This window comes from Thiogranum longum (genome assembly GCF_004339085.1).
Lineage (GTDB): Bacteria > Pseudomonadota > Gammaproteobacteria > DSM-19610 > DSM-19610 > Thiogranum > Thiogranum longum.
On sequence record NZ_SMFX01000001.1, the window covers coordinates 1,748,478 to 1,764,836 of the forward strand.

A 16,359-nucleotide genomic window follows, 5' to 3' on the forward strand; every position below is an offset into this window, starting at 1 on the left:
GCTACAGGCTCAATGCATCACTGGCGTGGAAAAATTTCACCACATCATCCAGGTCGCGCGTGCGCCCCATGTCCGGCAGGCTGTTCAGGAATACACGCCCATAGCGTTTACCGAGCAGGCGCGGATCACAGATAACCAGCACGCCACGATCATTCATATCCCGGATCAAACGCCCGACGCCCTGCTTCAGGGTAATGACAGCATGCGGTAATTGCTCATCCATAAAGGGGTTGCCACCACCTTCCTTCATGGCATCAATTCGCGCCTGCCAGACCGGGTCGCCCGGGGACGCAAACGGGAGTTTGTCGATAATGACGCACGATAACGCCTCGCCCCGCACATCGACGCCTTCCCAGAAACTGCTGGTGCCGAGCAATACGGCATTACCCAGTTCACGGAAACGTTCAAGTAATTCATTGCGTGGCGCATCACCCTGCACCAGTAGCGGAAACTGGCAACTGTCGCGAAGGCGTTCACGTGCTAGATTCATCGCGCGGTAGCTGGTGAAAAGCACGAAAGTGCGTCCTCGTGCTGCTTCGATAATCGCTTCCGTCTCATCGAGCATGTGACGGGTATAGTCCGGACTCGACGGTTCCGGCATACCCTTTGGCACATAGAACAACGCGTTGTTGGCATAGTCGAAGGGGCTGTCCAGCTGCAGGGTAGTGGCATCTTCCAGCCCCAGCTTGTGTGCAAAGTGAGAAAAGCTGTCATTTACCGAGAGGGTCGCCGATGTAAAGACCCAGCAGTCAGGCAAGGCGTGGCGCTGGCTGTTGAAATTTTCAGACACATCGAGCGGCGTGAGATTGATACGGAATGATTGTCGCCAGGTTTCAAACCAGTGAATATAATCGGCCGGTGGCTGCTCGGTTGTCTGTGCCAGCAAGGTCTGTACGCGCAGGGCGCGCTGGTAACAGTTATCCAGCCCGCGGCTGCGTTCCGACAAGGGCTCCAGTTGTATTGCCAGATCGGCAAGTGCGGTTTTCAATGCTTCGCGTGCTTCTGTCAGCGCCGGGTTACCGTCCAGCCGTGACCAGGGGGCGCGTTGCTCACCCTGCCCCATTTCCAGGCGAAATTCACGGGTAGCCTTTTCCAGTTCACGGGCAACATCAGGCAAGCCATCCAGCTCACCGGTTTCGCCGACATACTCATTGATCGCATCCTGCGCCAGTTCCAGCAGTTGCCTGCTTGACAAGGCCATGCCGAAAAATCGTGAAGCCGTTTCCGGCAGCTGGTGTGCTTCATCGATAATGAACGCCTCGGCACCGGGTAACAGCTCCCCAAAACCCTCTTCCTTGAGCGCCATGTCCGCACACAACAGGTGGTGATTGATGACCACCAGATCCGCATCCTGTGCTTCGCGACGCGCCTTCATTACATGGCAATCGGAAAACCAGTCACATTCCGAGCCGAGGCAGTTCTCTGTTGTCGAGGTAACCCTGGGCCAGATGAAAGCGTCCTCGGGGATATTCGACAATTCAGCAATATCGCCGCTGGCGGTGCGCCCTGACCAGTCGAATACCTGTTCCAGCTGGTTGGCCTGGCGACGGTCACCGAGGCGTCCTTCGCTACGTGTCATGTGTAAGCGCTGGTGACAAAGATAATTGGCACGGCCTTTCAGTAAGGCAGCCTTGAGCGGTACACCCAGCGCGGAACGCACCGTAGGCAAGTCACGGTGAAACAACTGATCCTGCAGATGACGGGTGCCGGTGGAAATGATGATTTTTTTACCCGATAACAGTGCCGGCACCAGGTAGGCATACGTTTTACCGGTTCCGGTTCCGGCCTCGACAATCAGGGTAGAAGCATCAGTGAGTGCCTGCTCTACCGCCGCCGCCATTTCCTGTTGCTGGGGACGCGCCGCGAAACCCTGCACCTCACCCGCGAGCAGGCCATCGCCACCCAGGCAGGCAGCGGCCTGCGTAATATCATCAGCCAGTGGGTTTGCTGTCATAACAGGTTTCTGTCAGGCGTCGGAATGGTTGTCCCAGACTTCGTCGTCGCGTGCGCCTTCCTCACGCGTCCACACCAGTCGGGAAATAATCCTGAAACGGGCAACCGTCATTGCCCCACGTTTCTTTCGACTGCTCGAAGATGAATCGTCCATGGCATCCTCGACCTCCTCACGGCTGGCCTCGTAGATTTCAGTCGCCTCGTAGTCCTCATCCAGAATAACCAGCACCACGCTGTCCCAGTCCTTGTCGAGCTTGAGCTGGCCAATGCGCTGACCGGATTTCTCCTCGCCAAAGATGACCCGACCCTTGATCTGTACACGGTCACCTTCACGTTGTCCGAGACCGATAGCATCATAGCCTCCGGGTCGTTCCTTGCATAATTCCAGACCGAGCAGCCGGGCCGCATCATGCTCCGCAATTTCTCCACTGACACCCGGCAGGGGTTTACCGGTAGTACGACGAAACTCCGCCGCCAGGCGACGTGCTTCGGTAATCAGCTTGTCTACAGAATAAACGCCCACGGGATCATCTTTATCGTTATCGGTTGTGGATGTGACAATTGTACACGGAACCCCCGTCAGCGACGCACTTGTGCGGCTCTGCGCTCGGCCTCGCGCGCCCCGGCCGAATTATCCTGCGCCCAGCGGGCACGGGCCACTAATGCCCAGTTTCTTGCCTGCAAGGCCCGGTCTCCGGCCGATAGCGCGTTGGATTTCAGTGCCAGCTGCTCGGCCTGGGCCGGTTTACCCTGTTCCAGGCGTACCGCTGCAAGCTGGTACCACAAACGGGCATTGCCCGGATCGATACGCAGCGCGCGTTCCAGTGTGGCAGCGGCAGAGCGGGTATCGCCGAGCCGCCGGTAATGCTCGGCACGGTCCAGCAGCGCAACTACAGCACCGCGGCTGGCACGGTTCTCCGGCTGGGCCTCGATAACCGGCGCGGGCATTTCGCCGGGCGGCAGCGACTCGCTGGATCGTGAGCCGCTGTCGACAACCGGCGGTAATTGGCCCGGCGGACGGGTGCTGCAGGCACCCAGCAACAGGGTCAGAAGGAAAAAAGCACGCTTCATTGCAACCATTCAGGTATCCACTGTAGTGCCCCGCCACCGGCGCAGGGCGCGGGCGGTGGCAGAGCACCTGTTTCAATAAAAGGCAATTGTACGGTATCGGCACAACCCGTGTCGGCCAGGCCACCGCTGTTGCGGTCCACGCCGTGCCAGACAATGCCCTCCGGGGTCGTCGGCTGGTTGCGTACTGCACCGGTCTGCGCATACAGGGCGGACCACACCTGCATGGCGCCGCTGGCACCGGTCAACCCCATCGGCTGGTTGTCATCACGCCCCATCCAGATCACTGCCAGTTGCGCGCCGTCATAACCGGCATACCAGCTGTCACGCAGGTCGTTAGTGGTACCGGTCTTGCCGGCCAGCCCCAGTTCTTCCGAGAAACGGTAATTGAGCGCGCGTGCTGTGCCTTCTTTCACGACGGACTGCAAGGCATGATTGATCAGGTAGGCCGGCTGTGGATCGATGACACGGGATACCTGCAACCCGTAGCGCTGAAGTGTTTCGCCCTCGGCGTTCAGGATAGACCGGATGGCGCGTAACGGGATATGAAAGCCACCACTGGCAAAATTCAGGTACAACTGCGTCACTTCCAGCGGGCTCAGGTCGGTGGCACCGAGAAACAATGACGGGTATGGATTGAGTGGACTGGAGACAGAGAGGCGGCGCAGCGTACTGATGACTGTTTTAACACCAAGATCCAGACCCAGCCGTGCCGTGGCGACATTATAGGAATGTGCCAGCGCCTGGTAGAGCATTACTTGATCGTGGAACTCGTGATCGTAATTATTGGGCGCCCAGATACTATCAGTCTGTTCATACTCCAGCGGTCCGTCATCGAGTAACGTGGCAAGACTGTAGCGCTGAGGCTGTTCCAGCGCAGTGAGATACACCGCAGGCTTGATCAGTGAACCCACATGACGTTTCGCATCCAGCGCACGGTTGAAGCCGGAAAAACCGGCCTGCCTGCCGCCGGCCAGCGCCAGCACCTCTCCATTGGCCGCATGAGTCACCAGCCCGGCACCCTGCATTTCTGCATGTTTCTCAAGTAACGGCTTGATGCGTTGATCGAGACTTTTCTGCAAGGCCCACTGGGTCTGCGGATTGAGCGTGGTAAAAATCTTCAGCCCTTCGCTGACCAGGTCTTCTTCACGGTAGTCACGTCGTAACTGTCGCCGCACCAGGTCGAGAAAGGCAGGAAACTGCTTGCTGGTACCGGCTGCGGCGCGTACCAGTCCAAGCGGTTCATTGCTCGACTTCTGATAGGTTGCCTGGTCTATAAGGCCTTGCTCGTACATGACCCGCAGCACCAGGTCACGGCGCTGCTTCGCGCGTTTCGGGTGGCGGCGCGGATCATAATAGGATGGCCCCTTGACCATACCCACCAGCAAGGCCATCTGCGCGGTGTCAAGCTCATCCAGCGGGCGCTGAAACAGAAATCGACTGCCCAGTCCAAAGCCGTGGATGGCACGCTGTCCGTCCTGCGCAAGGTAGACTTCATTCAGATAGGCCTCAAGAATTTCATCCTTGCTGTAACGACGTTCCAGCAGTAATGCGGTAATTGCTTCGTTGATCTTTCGCCACAGACTACGCTGGTTGGTGAGAAAGAAATTCTTGACCAGTTGCTGGGTAAGAGTACTTCCACCTTGCACGACTTCACCGGACCGCACATTTACCCAGAAAGCGCGGGCAATGGCACGCAACGACACACCATGGTGCTGGTAGAATTCACGATCTTCGACAGCAATCAATGCTTCGGTAAGGGTGTCCGGTACTTCGCTGAGTTGCACCAGGATACGGTCTTCTTGCCGGGCCGTGTGAATACTGCCGATTTCCAGTGGCTCAAGCCGTGCCAGCGCCAGCTCGTTTCCATTGCGATCGTCCTGCAGACGCGTCACCTGCTGCGTGGAAAATGCGACGCGCAGGGTTTGCGATCGTTCGCGGCCGTCCCAGAAGGTGAAGGGACGTGTAATCAGCTGATAGCGGTTGCCATCACGCGACACCTCACCGGCACGACGTGGTTTACTGACAAAACGATACCCAAGCGCACGCAGTTCACTGGTGAACTGCGCGGGCCGTAACGCCAACCCGGTATATAACTCCAGAGGACGGGCATATACCCGTGCCGGCAGTGACCAGCGTTTGCCTTCGAACTGGCGATACACCTGGAAATCCAGCCAGCCTACATAGCCCACGACAATCACCAGCATTACCAGGAGAAGTTTGACCCAGGAAAAATGGAAAGTTTTGCTTTTACGTCGTTTGCTGGTACGACGACGGGCTTTGCGTTTTTTTGGTGGCATGCAATACGGCTGTCAGAACACGAAACCGGCCCGATGCCGGCATCTGAAGCGGTAGTATACCTGTACGGGCCTGATTCATGCAGTCCAGCTGTACCAGGCGGCCCAAACCGGTTTCAGGGGTTCTACTCGCCGGTAGCTTCGCGGTATTTTACTTCCAGGGCATTGTATTGCTTCTCCAGCTCCTCGATGGTGGCATCCTTGAACTCGACCAGTGCCTCCAGCTCCTGGACCTTGATTTCCATCTCCTGGATTTGCTCGAGGGTTGATGCCGGGGCACCTTCCTCGTTCTGTTGTGCTTCCTGCTCATCAAGCTGGAGGACGATCATCTCCAGCTCACTGCGCAGCATGGCATTTTCATCTTCCAGTACACTTACGCAGCCGGACAACTCCTGGTTAGCCCGTTGAATCCGGTTCAGCGTCTCTTCCAGCTCGCCGGCCTTGCTCGCCTCCGGCATAAGTTCCACGATCAGTTTTCTGAGGCTTTCGATTGTTTCCTGCTGCCCGCCAACCATATTCTTCAGCCCGGTCAACCGGGCCGGGTCGGCCGGGTCGATAGTCTTTACCGCGTCACCACCTTCACGCTGGGCATCCTTGAGACGTTTGTTCTCTTTCTCCAGCACCAGCAGGCACCTTTCAAGTTCCGTGCTCTGTTTCTCGAAGTCTTCCAGCTGCTTCAGTGCATCCTCCATACCTTCGACTTCGGCATGACCTTCCAGCTGGGCACGCAACGCAGACATAGCATCCTGCTGGTTATTGATAACGTCTTTCAGGTGATTGATTTCTTCTTCGGAGGTATCAATGAGCTTGCGACCAGGGTCTTCATCAGCTGAATCGTCCGGCGCCTCTTCAAACTCGACAGTTGCAGAAGGTTCTGCTTCCGCTTCGACAGTCTCCGCATCCGGGCGCATAATTTCCACCAGCTCACAAATACCGGCGGCAATTCGATCCTGGAATGCCACCGGGTTAGCCACCAGCGCATTCGCTTCAAGTTCAATCTCAAGAAAACGTTTGCGAAACCTCAGCAGTTCGGCCGCCTTCTTTTCAGACTCGTCTTCCGAAGCTGCGGCCTTCTCTGTCAGTGCTTCATTACGAATGACCTCATCTCGCAGATACTGGTCAAAACTAACCGGATCAGGGATATCTTCCTGCTGTCTTAACAGCTTTTCCAGTATATGTATCCTGCGTGACAACCGGTTACTGCGCAGCAGAAAAATCACACTGGCCGCCAGCGCCAGCATGGCCAGTTCCAATACGCCAAGGAAAGCAAATAGCCCTATCTGCACTCCCTCCATGGTTATTTGTTATCCTCTTCCTCGTCTGCCTCACCGTCTTCCGGCTCATCCCCGGCGCCTTTCTTGCGACGTTTCAGGAACCACCAGACAGCAAACCCGATGCCACCCAGCAATACATTGATACCGGCAAAGATACCGATCGCTGCGCCAAGGCCCATCTTTTTCTCTTCAGGTTGGCTGGCTTCGGCCTGTTCTTCGTCAGCAGGCTTTTCTTCCCCCGTCACCTCTTCGCTGTCTGCCGCTTCAGGTACTTCGACTGTTTCATTCTTGTCTACAACAGGCTCGGTCTCCGGTTCGGGCCTGGCAGCAGGCACTGGCTCAGGTGTTTCGATCACAACTGGCGGCATAAAACCGGGAGGCAGCGCCTGCACCTCGAAGTGCACCGTTTTTTGCCGGCTGAAAGTTTCACCTTCTGCAATAAGATTGATCTGGTAAGAGCCGGGGTTCTCGTACGCAAGTACTGTCGAGTACTTTCCATCCGCAGCTTTTCTGTCACCTTCCCGACCATGGTCCATTAATTCAAAGCGCGCCGTTTCACCGCTCGGCACCTGGATTTCCATATAAAAGTTTGTATTGGTCAGTACCGCTTCCTTGTCCAGCAGTTTGCCATCCTGCTCCAGCCAGCTTTCCAGCACCATGTCTTCATTAACCTTGAGACTCGGCGTCTGCGGGCTATGGTTGAGGCTCATGTTTGTCACAATATAGGCGCGGTTCTTGCCCCCGGTATAAAGCAGTTTCCAGGTGCCTGGCTGCGGATCCTTCAACGTGATCATGTCGAAGTGTTGTGACATGAACCATTTCATTTTGTCACTGGCATCATCTGAACCCAGTTTGGTGCCATCCGGTGTCTGCAGTGAGATGCGGATATCTTCGCGTTCCTTGGAAGCGACAATAGTCACTTCCTCGATGGAAGCATCTACCCTGAACTCCCCTCCTTCGATGGGAAGCATGTCGGGATCTTTTGCGCTTTCGAAAATAGCACTGAATACTTCATGCAAATCCTGGTCATTACGTGCAAGCTTGAACAGACCGCCGGTTTCGGTTGCGACCTCCCGCAACAGATCTACGTCGGATGCTTCGGTAAATGCGATGGTGTACACCTTGACGCCACGTTCCTTTGCCCTGGTGACCAGGTCTTTCTGTAACTTCTGTGTCAGTGCCCAGTCTTCATCGGTATCACCAACGTCCATCTTGCCGTCTGACATCAACACCAGCATCGGCTCCTGGCCCTGGCGGGCTTCCTTCTGCAGCATTGCCAGGCCTTTTTCCAGTGCAGCATGCAGGTTGGTGTAGACACCCTTCGAGGACACCCGGTCTGCCGATGAAAGAATGCGTGCATCGGTTTTGGGGCCGGGCGCGGTCAGGTGAAGCACCGGGTAACCGTTATCGCTGAAGCTGATCAGGCCGATACGATCTTCCTCGCCCAGCAGTGACATGAACATTTTCGCGGCGGGCACGCGCAGCTTGTCAGGATCGTTCTTGGCCATACTGCCGGAACTGTCAATCAGCAATACCGCATCGACACCACCTGTCTTGTCAGCCGCCAATGCTGGCCAACTGGTCGCCAGGCAGCACAGCAATAACCATCGAAGCAGCGTAGAAGTCAGCGTGTGATTCAAGCCTGGGCCAATGCTGGCCGGATAAGTCCTGTTCATGCCTGTACGTCCTTATATCCTGTTGATAAGACTTGCTAATTCCCTGGAAGCACGGGATTGGCCCGTAGCTCAGCCCCTGTAACGGCAAGAGACAGAATTAATTGAGATTCAATCGCTTAATAGATGATTCCAGAACTGACGAGGAACTGTCCGGTGACTGACTAGCGGCGCTGAAGGTGGAAAACGTTCTCCGTCATATGTGATATCCCACGCTCGCGGAAACGAGCTTCCCGTGCCAGCACATCGTCTTCGTGCAGATGCTCAATAGACCAGTCCGCCCCAAACAGGTCGGCCACCTCACCGGTACTGACGGCAAATGGCGGCCCGCCCATCTGTTCCTGCGGGTAGTCCAGCGTGATGAGCAGCATGTCCACCTCCGTCGGCAAAATGCTCTCCAGGTGACTGACATAGCGGGGCCGCATGTCGGGTGGCAGGGCTATCAGTGAGGCACGATCGTAAACGGCCCTGATGTCGGCAAGCTGGTCGGGCTGTAAATCGAACAAGTCACCACATAGAATACGGATGCGCTCGCTTTCACAGAGGCTGAACCTGCCAGCCTGTGATGGCCTGTGTTGCAGGTCGTTCTCTTCGAAAAAAGCTTCCACAGCGATTGGGCTGAGTTCAACACCTGTCACCGGGTGACGCTCTGCCAGCCACAGCATGTCAAGGCTCTTGCCGCACAGGGGTACAAAGACCGGGTCGCCAGCTTCAACCGGCAGGTGTGACCAGAAAGCCTCCAGCTGGGGATTGACACCGGGCAGGTGAAAACCGGTCAGATTGTCCCGCCAGCGCTGGTGCCAGAACTCCGGCTCCATCAGACGTGCGGTGTTCCGCCGAAAGGTCTTGGGTCAGCACCCGGCAAGGGGTTGAACCAGTGCAGGGTCTTGTGCAGCTCAACGACGGTACCGACGATGATAATCGTCGGTGGCTTGAGTGCTTCTTCTTTCACGGTATGTTCCAGGTTTTCCAGGTCAGTGATAATCACGCGCTGGTTCTGGGTGGTTCCCTGCTGCACCAGCCCTACCGGTGTCGAGGCCGGCAGACCGTGTTTGACAAGTTGCTCAGACATGACGCCAACACCATGCAGCCCCATGTAGAACACAATCGTCTGGTTGGGATGTGCCAGCGCTTTCCAGTTCAGGTCTACTGAACCATCCTGCAAATGACCGGTAACAAAGACCACAGACTGGGCGTAGTCACGGTGAGTGAGCGGAATTCCCGAATAGGTCGCACAACCGGAAGCCGCCGTAATACCCGGCACCACCTGGAAGCTGATACCGTTTTCCATCAGGGTGGAGATTTCCTCACCACCGCGACCAAAGATAAACGGGTCACCGCCTTTCAGACGCACGACACGCTTGCCCTCTTTCGCCAGCCGTACCAGCAACTGGTTGATGTTTTCCTGGGAGAGGGTGTGATTGTCGCGTTCCTTGCCAACGTAGATACGCTCGGCATCCCGGCGCACCATGTCGAGAATCTGTGTCGAAACCAGGCGGTCGTAGACCACGACATCGGCCAGTTGCATCAGCCGCAGGGCGCGGAAAGTCAACAGATCAGGATCTCCGGGGCCGGCGCCGATCAGGTATACCTCACCCACCGCCTGCGCCTTGTTATCTGCATTATTGAGTGCGTTTTCCAGGTACTCGCGTGCACGTTCGTCCTGTCCGGTGAACATCAGTTCGGCAATTTCACCATCCAGCAGTTCTTCCCAGAAGCGGCGGCGCTGCTCGACATCCGAAAAGCGTTGCTTGACCTTGTCCCGGTAGCTGTCCATCAGTTTGGCCAGGCGCCCGTAAGCCGCCGGCACATAACTTTCCAGGCGTGCCCGTAACAGGCGTGCCAGTACCGGGGCACTGCCGCCAGTGGAAATAGCAATCTGTACCGGTGAACGATCGATCATCGATGGCATGATGAAACTGCAAAGCTCCGGCTGGTCGACCACATTGACCGGCAGGTGTCTTTCATGCGCCAGCGCTGAAACACGCCGGTTCACCTCCTGCTGGTTGGTGGCCGCTATAACCAGTGCCTTGTTGTCGATATCACTGTCTTCGAACTTGCGCGTGCTGTGGGTGATTTCACCATCTGCCGCAAGCTTCCTGAGCTCGTCACACAAGGTCGGCGAAACGACCTCTACCTTTGCACCGGCGCGCACCAGCAAGGCCACTTTACGTGCAGCTACCTTGCCTCCGCCCACCACGAGACAATCGCGGTCACTGAGCGCCATGAATATCGGGAAAAAGTCCAATGCAGTCTGTCCTCAGGCCCGGTTAGTGCCCAGTACGGGTTCAAGCAGCGGATCAAGTTCGCCATCACGCTCCAGCGCAGCAAGATCGTCATAACCGCCTACGTGATAATCACCGATAAATATCTGTGGAACAGTATTGCGGCCGGTCAACCGCTCCATTTCTTCCCACAGGGACTGATCACCACCCACCGGGATTTTACGTATCTCCACGCCCTTGCTGCCCAGCAGCCGTTCAGCGCTGGTGCAATAGGGGCAAAAACGGGTGCAATACATTATAACTTCTGACATGAACAACCTGCCTGTTCGTAGATGACTATGAATTAACCTTACCACGCAGCTGCGAAAACTGCTGCTGTATCGGCCCTGTGACAGGGACAATTTTCTTGCGCATCACCGAGCCGATGGAATCGGTATGTGAAAAAATCGGGTTTACCAGGGGTTCGCCCACCCACCCCAGCGCCATCATGGCGCGCACATCAGCACTGTGTCCTGGCAGCTCCTGCAAAACGTCATACACGGCCCTGGTGGTTGGGCAGACTGGCGGCACATCGAGCAGGGCTTCAGCATCACTGACTATGGTTTCCATATCGGCCGCTGAATCTGTGTGCGGGCACACTGATGAAAAATACCGCTGTATCGACTTCAGGAACTCGACAACCACGTCCTGGTTGGTTGGCTTGGCCATTGCCGCCTCTGCTGTAGCCAGGAACGTCTGTCCCTGCGCACTCAGACAACGGCATAGCTGTTCGGCTACTGCGTTACCGCTTTCCACCAGTGATGAAAGCGTATCGCTTACCTGTTGCCAGTCGCTACGCGGCATGGACGGTTCCGGCAAATTATCCGGACATGCATCCATAAAACCAATGTAGTAGGAATTCTTGCGCTTGGCGGAACGCCAGAGCTTTTCCCGCAACTCATCGGAAATCAACCCCGGTTGCAACACAAGGCGAATCGTTTCGATCATAGCCTTGTGCTCGGTTTCAAACGGCAGGTAATCGACCAGGAACTCCGCCAGCTCCTGTCCCAGCATTCCATTGACTACGCATTCATGTTCCAGCATACGCCGTGCATTGTCCGCCACCGGCATGGCCCACCAGGCACGCCGGGCTATTTCATCAGTAAGGCCATTGGCATGCACAACAGCCACCACCGCCTCGGGCTCACCGAGTAGTAACAGCTGTTCCAGACTGTCGTCGCGCGCCTGACCCATGCGTGTCCAGCGGCGTAAAAACACCGGGTAACCCCCGGGTGAACCCAGCACCTGGCTGGACAACAGCTCACGCACCTTTTTCAGGTACTGGTCATCCCTGCCCTGCGGATTCAGTCGCACACTGGCCTCTCCTTCGGGAGACAGGGCATATACCACCATCCGCGACTCATCAATGCGCACCGCTTCCAGTTCATTGGCCAGCAGCACATTGAGTCGCAGTGCATCTTCAGCCGACAGTTCCATTAACGCTCGAAACCAGCCGCCCGATAGAGTTCATTGGCCTTGTCGATATCCTGCTCGACGCCATTACCTTCCTCGTACATCATCGCCAGTGTGGTCAATGAACCCACCAGCCCCTGCTCCGCTGCTTTCTCGAACCACTCTATTGCCTTGGCCGGGTCCTTCACGACACACTCGCCTTCCAGGTACATGAAGCCCAGTCCATGCTGCGCTACCGGGTAACCGCTTTCGGCGGCTGCCTTCATCCAGCGTAACGCCAGACCATCGTGCTGGGCGACGCCAAGACCGTTCTGGTACATGATCGCCAGACGGTGCTGGGCCTCGGGGTTCCCATCATTCGCAAAGGGGGACAGCAGCTGGGCGGCACGGGAGAAATGCTTGGCCTCAAATGCGGCCATACCACTGGCGAAGTCCACTTCGTCTTCGTTACTGTTGACTGCATCGTTCATTGTCTGAACCTCCGAAAAAAGAGCGCATTATATAGATCACTCCTTTCCTTACCAAACTACTCGGGATTTATTTCCGCTGCACGGATTATTACCATATATTTATTATGGTATTATCCCGCTGGGGATATATAGCAGATTCCTGATATAGCTGTATACTTGCGCGCCATCCGATGGACACCGGTTCGAAATCCCCGGTCTCCAGGTATAAAGATTTCAAAACCTTGTCGAAGGAGATCGCAACAATGGATCAGAACTACTACGATTTTACTGTCAAGATGGAAAAAGAGAACGTGAACGCTGATTACATCGAAGGCTGGCAGAGTGGTTATGTACTCAACCCGCCCCGTGAGGAACAGCGTCTGACAGAAGCCTATGAAGCCGGTTACGAAGACGGCAAGGCGCGCAATATGGACAACTACTCGAACTGGGTCGGCAAATAATCGCCGCACCTTGTCTCGCGTTAAAGAACGGGCCTCTGGCCCGTTTTTTTATACCCGCATAAAGCATACCAGGGAGCCGGTCCGGAGCCACCACCCGTATTATTCTGGCCGCCTGATAAAAAATAACTAAAGCTACACCCGGTATGTGGCCGCAACAGTGTTTTTATATGAAAAGCCAAGGGGAATTAACCATGAAGATACGGTTTCTGAAAACCGTGGCAGCCTCGTTGCTGCTGCTTCACGCCGGTACCCTGCCCGCAGTGGAAAATATCCAGTTCAACGGCTTCTTTACCGTTGGCGCCGCGGTCAGCAACGATGATATCGACACCCAGAACGGGAATATCAGCGATGATATCGGTTTTGACGAAGATACACGCATTGGCGTACAGATCTCCGCTGACATCAACAAACGCATGTCAGTGACCGCTCAACTGCTCGGTGCATCCGACCAGGAACAGTCTTTCGATGCCACATTTGACTGGGGCTATGTCAGTTACGCACTGGGGGAAAACACCGATATCCGTGGCGGTAAAATAAAATTCCCGACCTTCCTGATTTCGGAATATATCGAAGTCGGCTATGCCTATCCCTGGATTCGACCACCGGCCGAGGTTTACAACAGCAACCCGATCACCGCTATCACGGGTGCCGACCTGCTGCTGCGTGTCCGTGTCGGCAGCAGCGACCTGCTGGTGCAACCCTACTTCGGTACCGCCAGCGACGAAGAAGCGCTGGTACCCCAGGAGGCATTGCCCGCCCTGAGCCTGCCTGCCGGCACCGTCACCTACGCCAATTTCGACGCCAAAAACATGGCCGGTATCAATATCGCCCTCACTGGCCCGGCCGGAACACTGCGTGGCGGATACCTGCAGACCGCCGTCAGTGCCAGCGATTTTGGTATCAACACCAAGGAAGATGTTATTTTCTGGAGCGTTGGCGGAAACCTCGACTGGCACAACATTATTGCCTACAGCGAATATTTCGAGCGCGAGATCGATGGCGCGGCCAATGCTTTTTTCCCCAGCCAGAAGGGTTGGTACGCTACCCTGGGCTACCGGATAGACCGTTTCCTTCCGCATATCACGTACGCGAAGCTGGAAGACAATAACAGCAGCGGTGACCCGGGCATTGCGCTGGAACAGGCATCTGTTACAGCCGGACTGCGTTATGAACTGGGTACCGGCGCCGCACTCAAACTTGAAGTACAACGCATCGAACCGGAGAACGGAACGCGCGGATTACTCATCAGCCCGGTCGATGACATCACTATCTACAGCCTCGCTGTCGACGCAATCTTCTAAGGGGCTAATTCATGAAAATCTTCTTAAAACTGCTACCCCTGTCAGCCATACTGCTGGCGTTTAACGCCTGGGCCGAACTGGCTGTCATCGTTGCCCCGTCCGTTAACATTGACAGCATCAACGCCGAACAGCTGGAACGGTTATACCTGAACCGGGCCGATCGTTTCCCTGGCGGAGTCCCCCTGAAACCTCTGGATCAACGCAATGACTCGGAACAGCGCAAGGCATTTGTCACTCGCATACTGGGTATGTCTGAAACCGAACTGTCTGAATACTGGTCACGACGCATGTTCTCCGGCAAGGGACACCCGCCACGCACTGTCGAAAATGATGATGCCGTTATAGAACGTGTTCTCGCCGACCCGGGGAACATCGGCTACATTGACGGGGATTCGGTGGATGATCGCGTCAAGGTCCTGCTGCGAATTCCCTGAGCAGGATATTTGCTGATCTGAAATGCCGCTTACCGGAAACGGAAGCGGTATTTTTTGCCTGCATGAAACATTTGCCCTTCAGGAACAGAAGATCCTCGGCCAGCGCTCATACAAGGCATCTGAAAGCTGCGGCTCGACCACGACAACGTAAAGCCGCTGTTCATGACGTTCGTGTGCGACCAGCCCCTGTATCCACTTGCCCTTCGGCAACTCAAACCAGCGTGTACGCCCCTCCATATCCTGTTCCATAAAGCGCTGCACGCAAATTTTTACAGGCACAGGGAACCACTTGTCCCAACGCCCGGCATAAATGCTGTCCAATCGTGCACAGCAGCCAAACGGCAAGGCTCCCCGCTGGATTTTTCGTCGCCCCCACGGCAGCAGACTGCACCCACCACTTCGGGTCCTGACCGGCAAGGTGGCTTTCGGGTTGCTGAAGTACACCTGGAATGACTCCCCCAGGTAGCTGTAGCCTGCACCAACACACATAACTAGATGGTTTTCCGGTGCCCGAAGGGTTTCCAGGCAGGTGCAATGACATTCGGCATGTCCGAGCGCTTCAACAGGCGGGCAGGTGCCAGCACAAACTCACCATAGCGTTCATTGACACAATCCATGACCTGGTTGAACGCGTCCACCTTGCGTGTGTCATAGCCGAACAAACTCAACTGCTGCCCTTTCGGCTGTGGATGAAGCGCTGTTACCTGGACCTGGAAGATTCCCTCCCCGTCCCAGTATTCGCCCAGGACAAGTTCGCACAGCATCATGATCCTGCCGCCATCCTGTGTCGGGAAAGCCGTCTTCAGGGTGTCGCCCGCCCAGCCTTGTGAAGTACGCAGGCCGATACTGAACTTACAGGCCTCCAGCGCGTGACGGCGCAAGCGTGTCGCAACCTTTTCACTCATGTGCAACAACCAGGTATGAATGACTGCCCTGTCCCGTGTATTCGGCGGGACGACCTTGCCGTGCCCGATAGACTTTGGCGCCGGCACCTGTGTCACAAGCTTCTCCGGGTCCTGTCCCTGGCACATGTACCAGATACGTCGTCCGGGGTTCCCGAAACGCTGCGCCAGTTCGCCGATCGGCAGTTTTTTCATGTCGCCGCAGGTATGAACGCCGCGTTCCGCCAGGAACCGGCCAATACCGGTACTGATACCACATAACTCCGTAACCGGGACGGGGGCCAGTCGCTGCTGTGCCTCCCAGGGCGGGATAATGCACAGGCCATCCGGCTTATTGAGTTTGGCTGCATACTTTGCCGTCGTCTTGTCGCCACTCACACCCACCGAGCAGGATAGCCCCGAGACCTTGTGCACCGTTTGCTTGATCAGGTGCCCCATACGCCCGGCACTCCCCCACAGTCGCTGACAATCGGTGAGCTCCAGGAAAGCCTCGTCCACAGAAAACACCTCCACCCGGGGCGTGATGTCTTCCAGCGCCGCCATAATCCGGGTGGATACTTCCACGTAGCGTTCAGGGCGCGCAGGCACCTGGATAAAGTCCGGGCAAAGTTGCCTGGCTTCTTTTATGCGCATCCCGGTTTTAATGCCGTAGGCGCGCGCCTCGTAGGAACAGGTGATAATGCAGGTGCCGGTCCGGCCATTTGTCACGCCCACGGGCAACCCCTGCCATTCCGGGTAATCGGCCTGCTCTATCGAGGCAAAAAAGGCATTCATATCGACCAGGGCAATCATGCGCGGCCAGCGGATGTTTTCCATGCGTCCATCCTGTTTACTGTATGGATATACAGTATCAGGCAGGCCCGGAAAGAT

At 56.1% G+C, this 16,359-nt stretch carries 16 protein-coding genes; 3 read left to right on the forward strand and 13 right to left on the reverse strand.

Annotated elements, in window-relative coordinates; genetic code table 11:
• Nucleotide 1: 1 nt before the first annotated feature.
• The 11 genes from yoaA to DFR30_RS08680 all read right to left on the reverse strand — a co-directional run bounded on the left by yoaA (nucleotide 2) and on the right by DFR30_RS08680 (nucleotide 12,412).
• On the reverse strand, nucleotides 2-1,954 hold the full coding sequence (yoaA, locus tag DFR30_RS08630) for a DNA repair helicase YoaA (RefSeq protein ID WP_132972329.1): 1,953 nt from the start codon (nucleotides 1,952-1,954) through the stop codon (nucleotides 2-4).
• Nucleotides 1,955-1,966: 12 nt separating this feature from the next.
• Entirely contained in the window at nucleotides 1,967-2,476 is a 510-nt protein-coding gene (locus DFR30_RS08635) for a DUF6998 domain-containing protein (protein ID WP_132972331.1), read from the reverse strand.
• Nucleotides 2,477-2,532: 56 nt separating this feature from the next.
• The gene (locus DFR30_RS08640; protein WP_132972333.1) at nucleotides 2,533-3,033 is read right to left on the reverse strand and encodes a tetratricopeptide repeat protein; all 501 of its coding nucleotides are present in this window, start codon (nucleotides 3,031-3,033) and stop codon (nucleotides 2,533-2,535) included.
• Nucleotides 3,021-5,321 carry a penicillin-binding protein 1B gene (gene mrcB, locus DFR30_RS08645; RefSeq protein ID WP_132972334.1) on the reverse strand — a complete coding sequence of 767 codons (2,301 nt, stop codon included), beginning with the start codon at nucleotides 5,319-5,321 and terminating at the stop codon, nucleotides 3,021-3,023. The genes DFR30_RS08640 and mrcB overlap by 13 nt, the downstream gene beginning before the upstream one ends.
• Before the next feature lie 122 nt (nucleotides 5,322-5,443).
• Nucleotides 5,444-6,613 carry a hypothetical protein gene (locus tag DFR30_RS08650; protein ID WP_132972336.1) on the reverse strand — a complete coding sequence of 390 codons (1,170 nt, stop codon included), beginning with the start codon at nucleotides 6,611-6,613 and terminating at the stop codon, nucleotides 5,444-5,446.
• Nucleotides 6,614-6,615: 2 nt separating this feature from the next.
• Nucleotides 6,616-8,268 (reverse strand): VWA domain-containing protein, encoded by a 1,653-nt coding sequence (locus DFR30_RS08655; RefSeq protein WP_132972338.1) that lies wholly within the window; start codon nucleotides 8,266-8,268, stop codon nucleotides 6,616-6,618.
• Nucleotides 8,269-8,429: 161 nt separating this feature from the next.
• The gene (locus DFR30_RS08660) at nucleotides 8,430-9,083 is read right to left on the reverse strand and encodes a thiopurine S-methyltransferase (RefSeq protein WP_132972340.1); all 654 of its coding nucleotides are present in this window, start codon (nucleotides 9,081-9,083) and stop codon (nucleotides 8,430-8,432) included.
• Nucleotides 9,083-10,513 carry a siroheme synthase CysG gene (gene cysG / locus DFR30_RS08665; protein ID WP_132972342.1) on the reverse strand — a complete coding sequence of 477 codons (1,431 nt, stop codon included), beginning with the start codon at nucleotides 10,511-10,513 and terminating at the stop codon, nucleotides 9,083-9,085. The genes DFR30_RS08660 and cysG overlap by 1 nt, the downstream gene beginning before the upstream one ends.
• Before the next feature lie 12 nt (nucleotides 10,514-10,525).
• Nucleotides 10,526-10,801 carry a glutaredoxin 3 gene (gene grxC, locus DFR30_RS08670; RefSeq protein ID WP_132972344.1) on the reverse strand — a complete coding sequence of 92 codons (276 nt, stop codon included), beginning with the start codon at nucleotides 10,799-10,801 and terminating at the stop codon, nucleotides 10,526-10,528.
• 25 nt (nucleotides 10,802-10,826) lie between these two features.
• Entirely contained in the window at nucleotides 10,827-11,966 is a 1,140-nt protein-coding gene (locus DFR30_RS08675; protein WP_132972346.1) for a sulfur reduction protein DsrS, read from the reverse strand.
• Nucleotides 11,966-12,412, reverse strand: a complete 447-nt coding sequence (locus DFR30_RS08680) for a tetratricopeptide repeat protein (protein ID WP_132972348.1) — start codon at nucleotides 12,410-12,412, stop codon at nucleotides 11,966-11,968. Before DFR30_RS08680 ends, DFR30_RS08675 begins: the two co-directional genes overlap by 1 nt.
• Before the next feature lie 242 nt (nucleotides 12,413-12,654).
• Between DFR30_RS08680 and DFR30_RS08685 the strand changes: the two genes are divergently transcribed.
• The 3 genes from DFR30_RS08685 to DFR30_RS08695 all read left to right on the forward strand — a co-directional run bounded on the left by DFR30_RS08685 (nucleotide 12,655) and on the right by DFR30_RS08695 (nucleotide 14,587).
• Nucleotides 12,655-12,852: an Alvin_2107 family globule sulfur oxidation protein gene (locus tag DFR30_RS08685; RefSeq protein ID WP_132972350.1), complete on the forward strand. Its 198-nt coding sequence runs from the start codon at nucleotides 12,655-12,657 to the stop codon at nucleotides 12,850-12,852.
• A gap of 191 nt (nucleotides 12,853-13,043) precedes the next feature.
• A complete protein-coding gene (locus tag DFR30_RS08690; RefSeq protein WP_132972352.1) occupies nucleotides 13,044-14,153 on the forward strand; it encodes a hypothetical protein in 1,110 nt (369 codons plus the stop codon).
• Nucleotides 14,154-14,164: 11 nt separating this feature from the next.
• Nucleotides 14,165-14,587, forward strand: coding sequence for a phosphate ABC transporter substrate-binding protein (locus DFR30_RS08695; protein ID WP_132972354.1), 423 nt, complete (start codon nucleotides 14,165-14,167; stop codon nucleotides 14,585-14,587).
• 78 nt (nucleotides 14,588-14,665) lie between these two features.
• Here DFR30_RS08695 and DFR30_RS08700 read toward each other — a convergent pair whose 3' ends face one another.
• Together DFR30_RS08700 and DFR30_RS08705 are read right to left on the reverse strand one after the other, a co-directional pair.
• Entirely contained in the window at nucleotides 14,666-15,076 is a 411-nt protein-coding gene (locus tag DFR30_RS08700) for a hypothetical protein (protein ID WP_132972356.1), read from the reverse strand.
• A 2-nt stretch (nucleotides 15,077-15,078) separates the two neighbouring features.
• Nucleotides 15,079-16,305, reverse strand: coding sequence for a DNA polymerase Y family protein (locus tag DFR30_RS08705; RefSeq protein WP_243640709.1), 1,227 nt, complete (start codon nucleotides 16,303-16,305; stop codon nucleotides 15,079-15,081).
• Nucleotides 16,306-16,359 lie beyond the last annotated feature (54 nt).

Coding starts and splice junctions, on each gene's coding strand:
- yoaA (WP_132972329.1), bottom strand. CDS start 1,954: ATGACAGCAAACCCACTGGCTGATGATATTACGCAGGCCGCTGCCTGC.
- DFR30_RS08640 (WP_132972333.1), bottom strand. CDS start 3,033: ATGGTTGCAATGAAGCGTGCTTTTTTCCTTCTGACCCTGTTGCTGGGT.
- mrcB (WP_132972334.1), bottom strand. CDS start 5,321: ATGCCACCAAAAAAACGCAAAGCCCGTCGTCGTACCAGCAAACGACGT.
- DFR30_RS08650 (WP_132972336.1), bottom strand. CDS start 6,613: ATGGAGGGAGTGCAGATAGGGCTATTTGCTTTCCTTGGCGTATTGGAA.
- DFR30_RS08655 (WP_132972338.1), bottom strand. CDS start 8,268: ATGAACAGGACTTATCCGGCCAGCATTGGCCCAGGCTTGAATCACACG.
- DFR30_RS08660 (WP_132972340.1), bottom strand. CDS start 9,083: ATGGAGCCGGAGTTCTGGCACCAGCGCTGGCGGGACAATCTGACCGGT.
- grxC (WP_132972344.1), bottom strand. CDS start 10,801: ATGTCAGAAGTTATAATGTATTGCACCCGTTTTTGCCCCTATTGCACC.
- DFR30_RS08675 (WP_132972346.1), bottom strand. CDS start 11,966: ATGGAACTGTCGGCTGAAGATGCACTGCGACTCAATGTGCTGCTGGCC.
- DFR30_RS08680 (WP_132972348.1), bottom strand. CDS start 12,412: ATGAACGATGCAGTCAACAGTAACGAAGACGAAGTGGACTTCGCCAGT.
- DFR30_RS08685 (WP_132972350.1), top strand. CDS start 12,655: ATGGATCAGAACTACTACGATTTTACTGTCAAGATGGAAAAAGAGAAC.
- DFR30_RS08690 (WP_132972352.1), top strand. CDS start 13,044: ATGAAGATACGGTTTCTGAAAACCGTGGCAGCCTCGTTGCTGCTGCTT.
- DFR30_RS08695 (WP_132972354.1), top strand. CDS start 14,165: ATGAAAATCTTCTTAAAACTGCTACCCCTGTCAGCCATACTGCTGGCG.
- DFR30_RS08700 (WP_132972356.1), bottom strand. CDS start 15,076: ATGTGTGTTGGTGCAGGCTACAGCTACCTGGGGGAGTCATTCCAGGTG.
- DFR30_RS08705 (WP_243640709.1), bottom strand. CDS start 16,305: ATGGAAAACATCCGCTGGCCGCGCATGATTGCCCTGGTCGATATGAAT.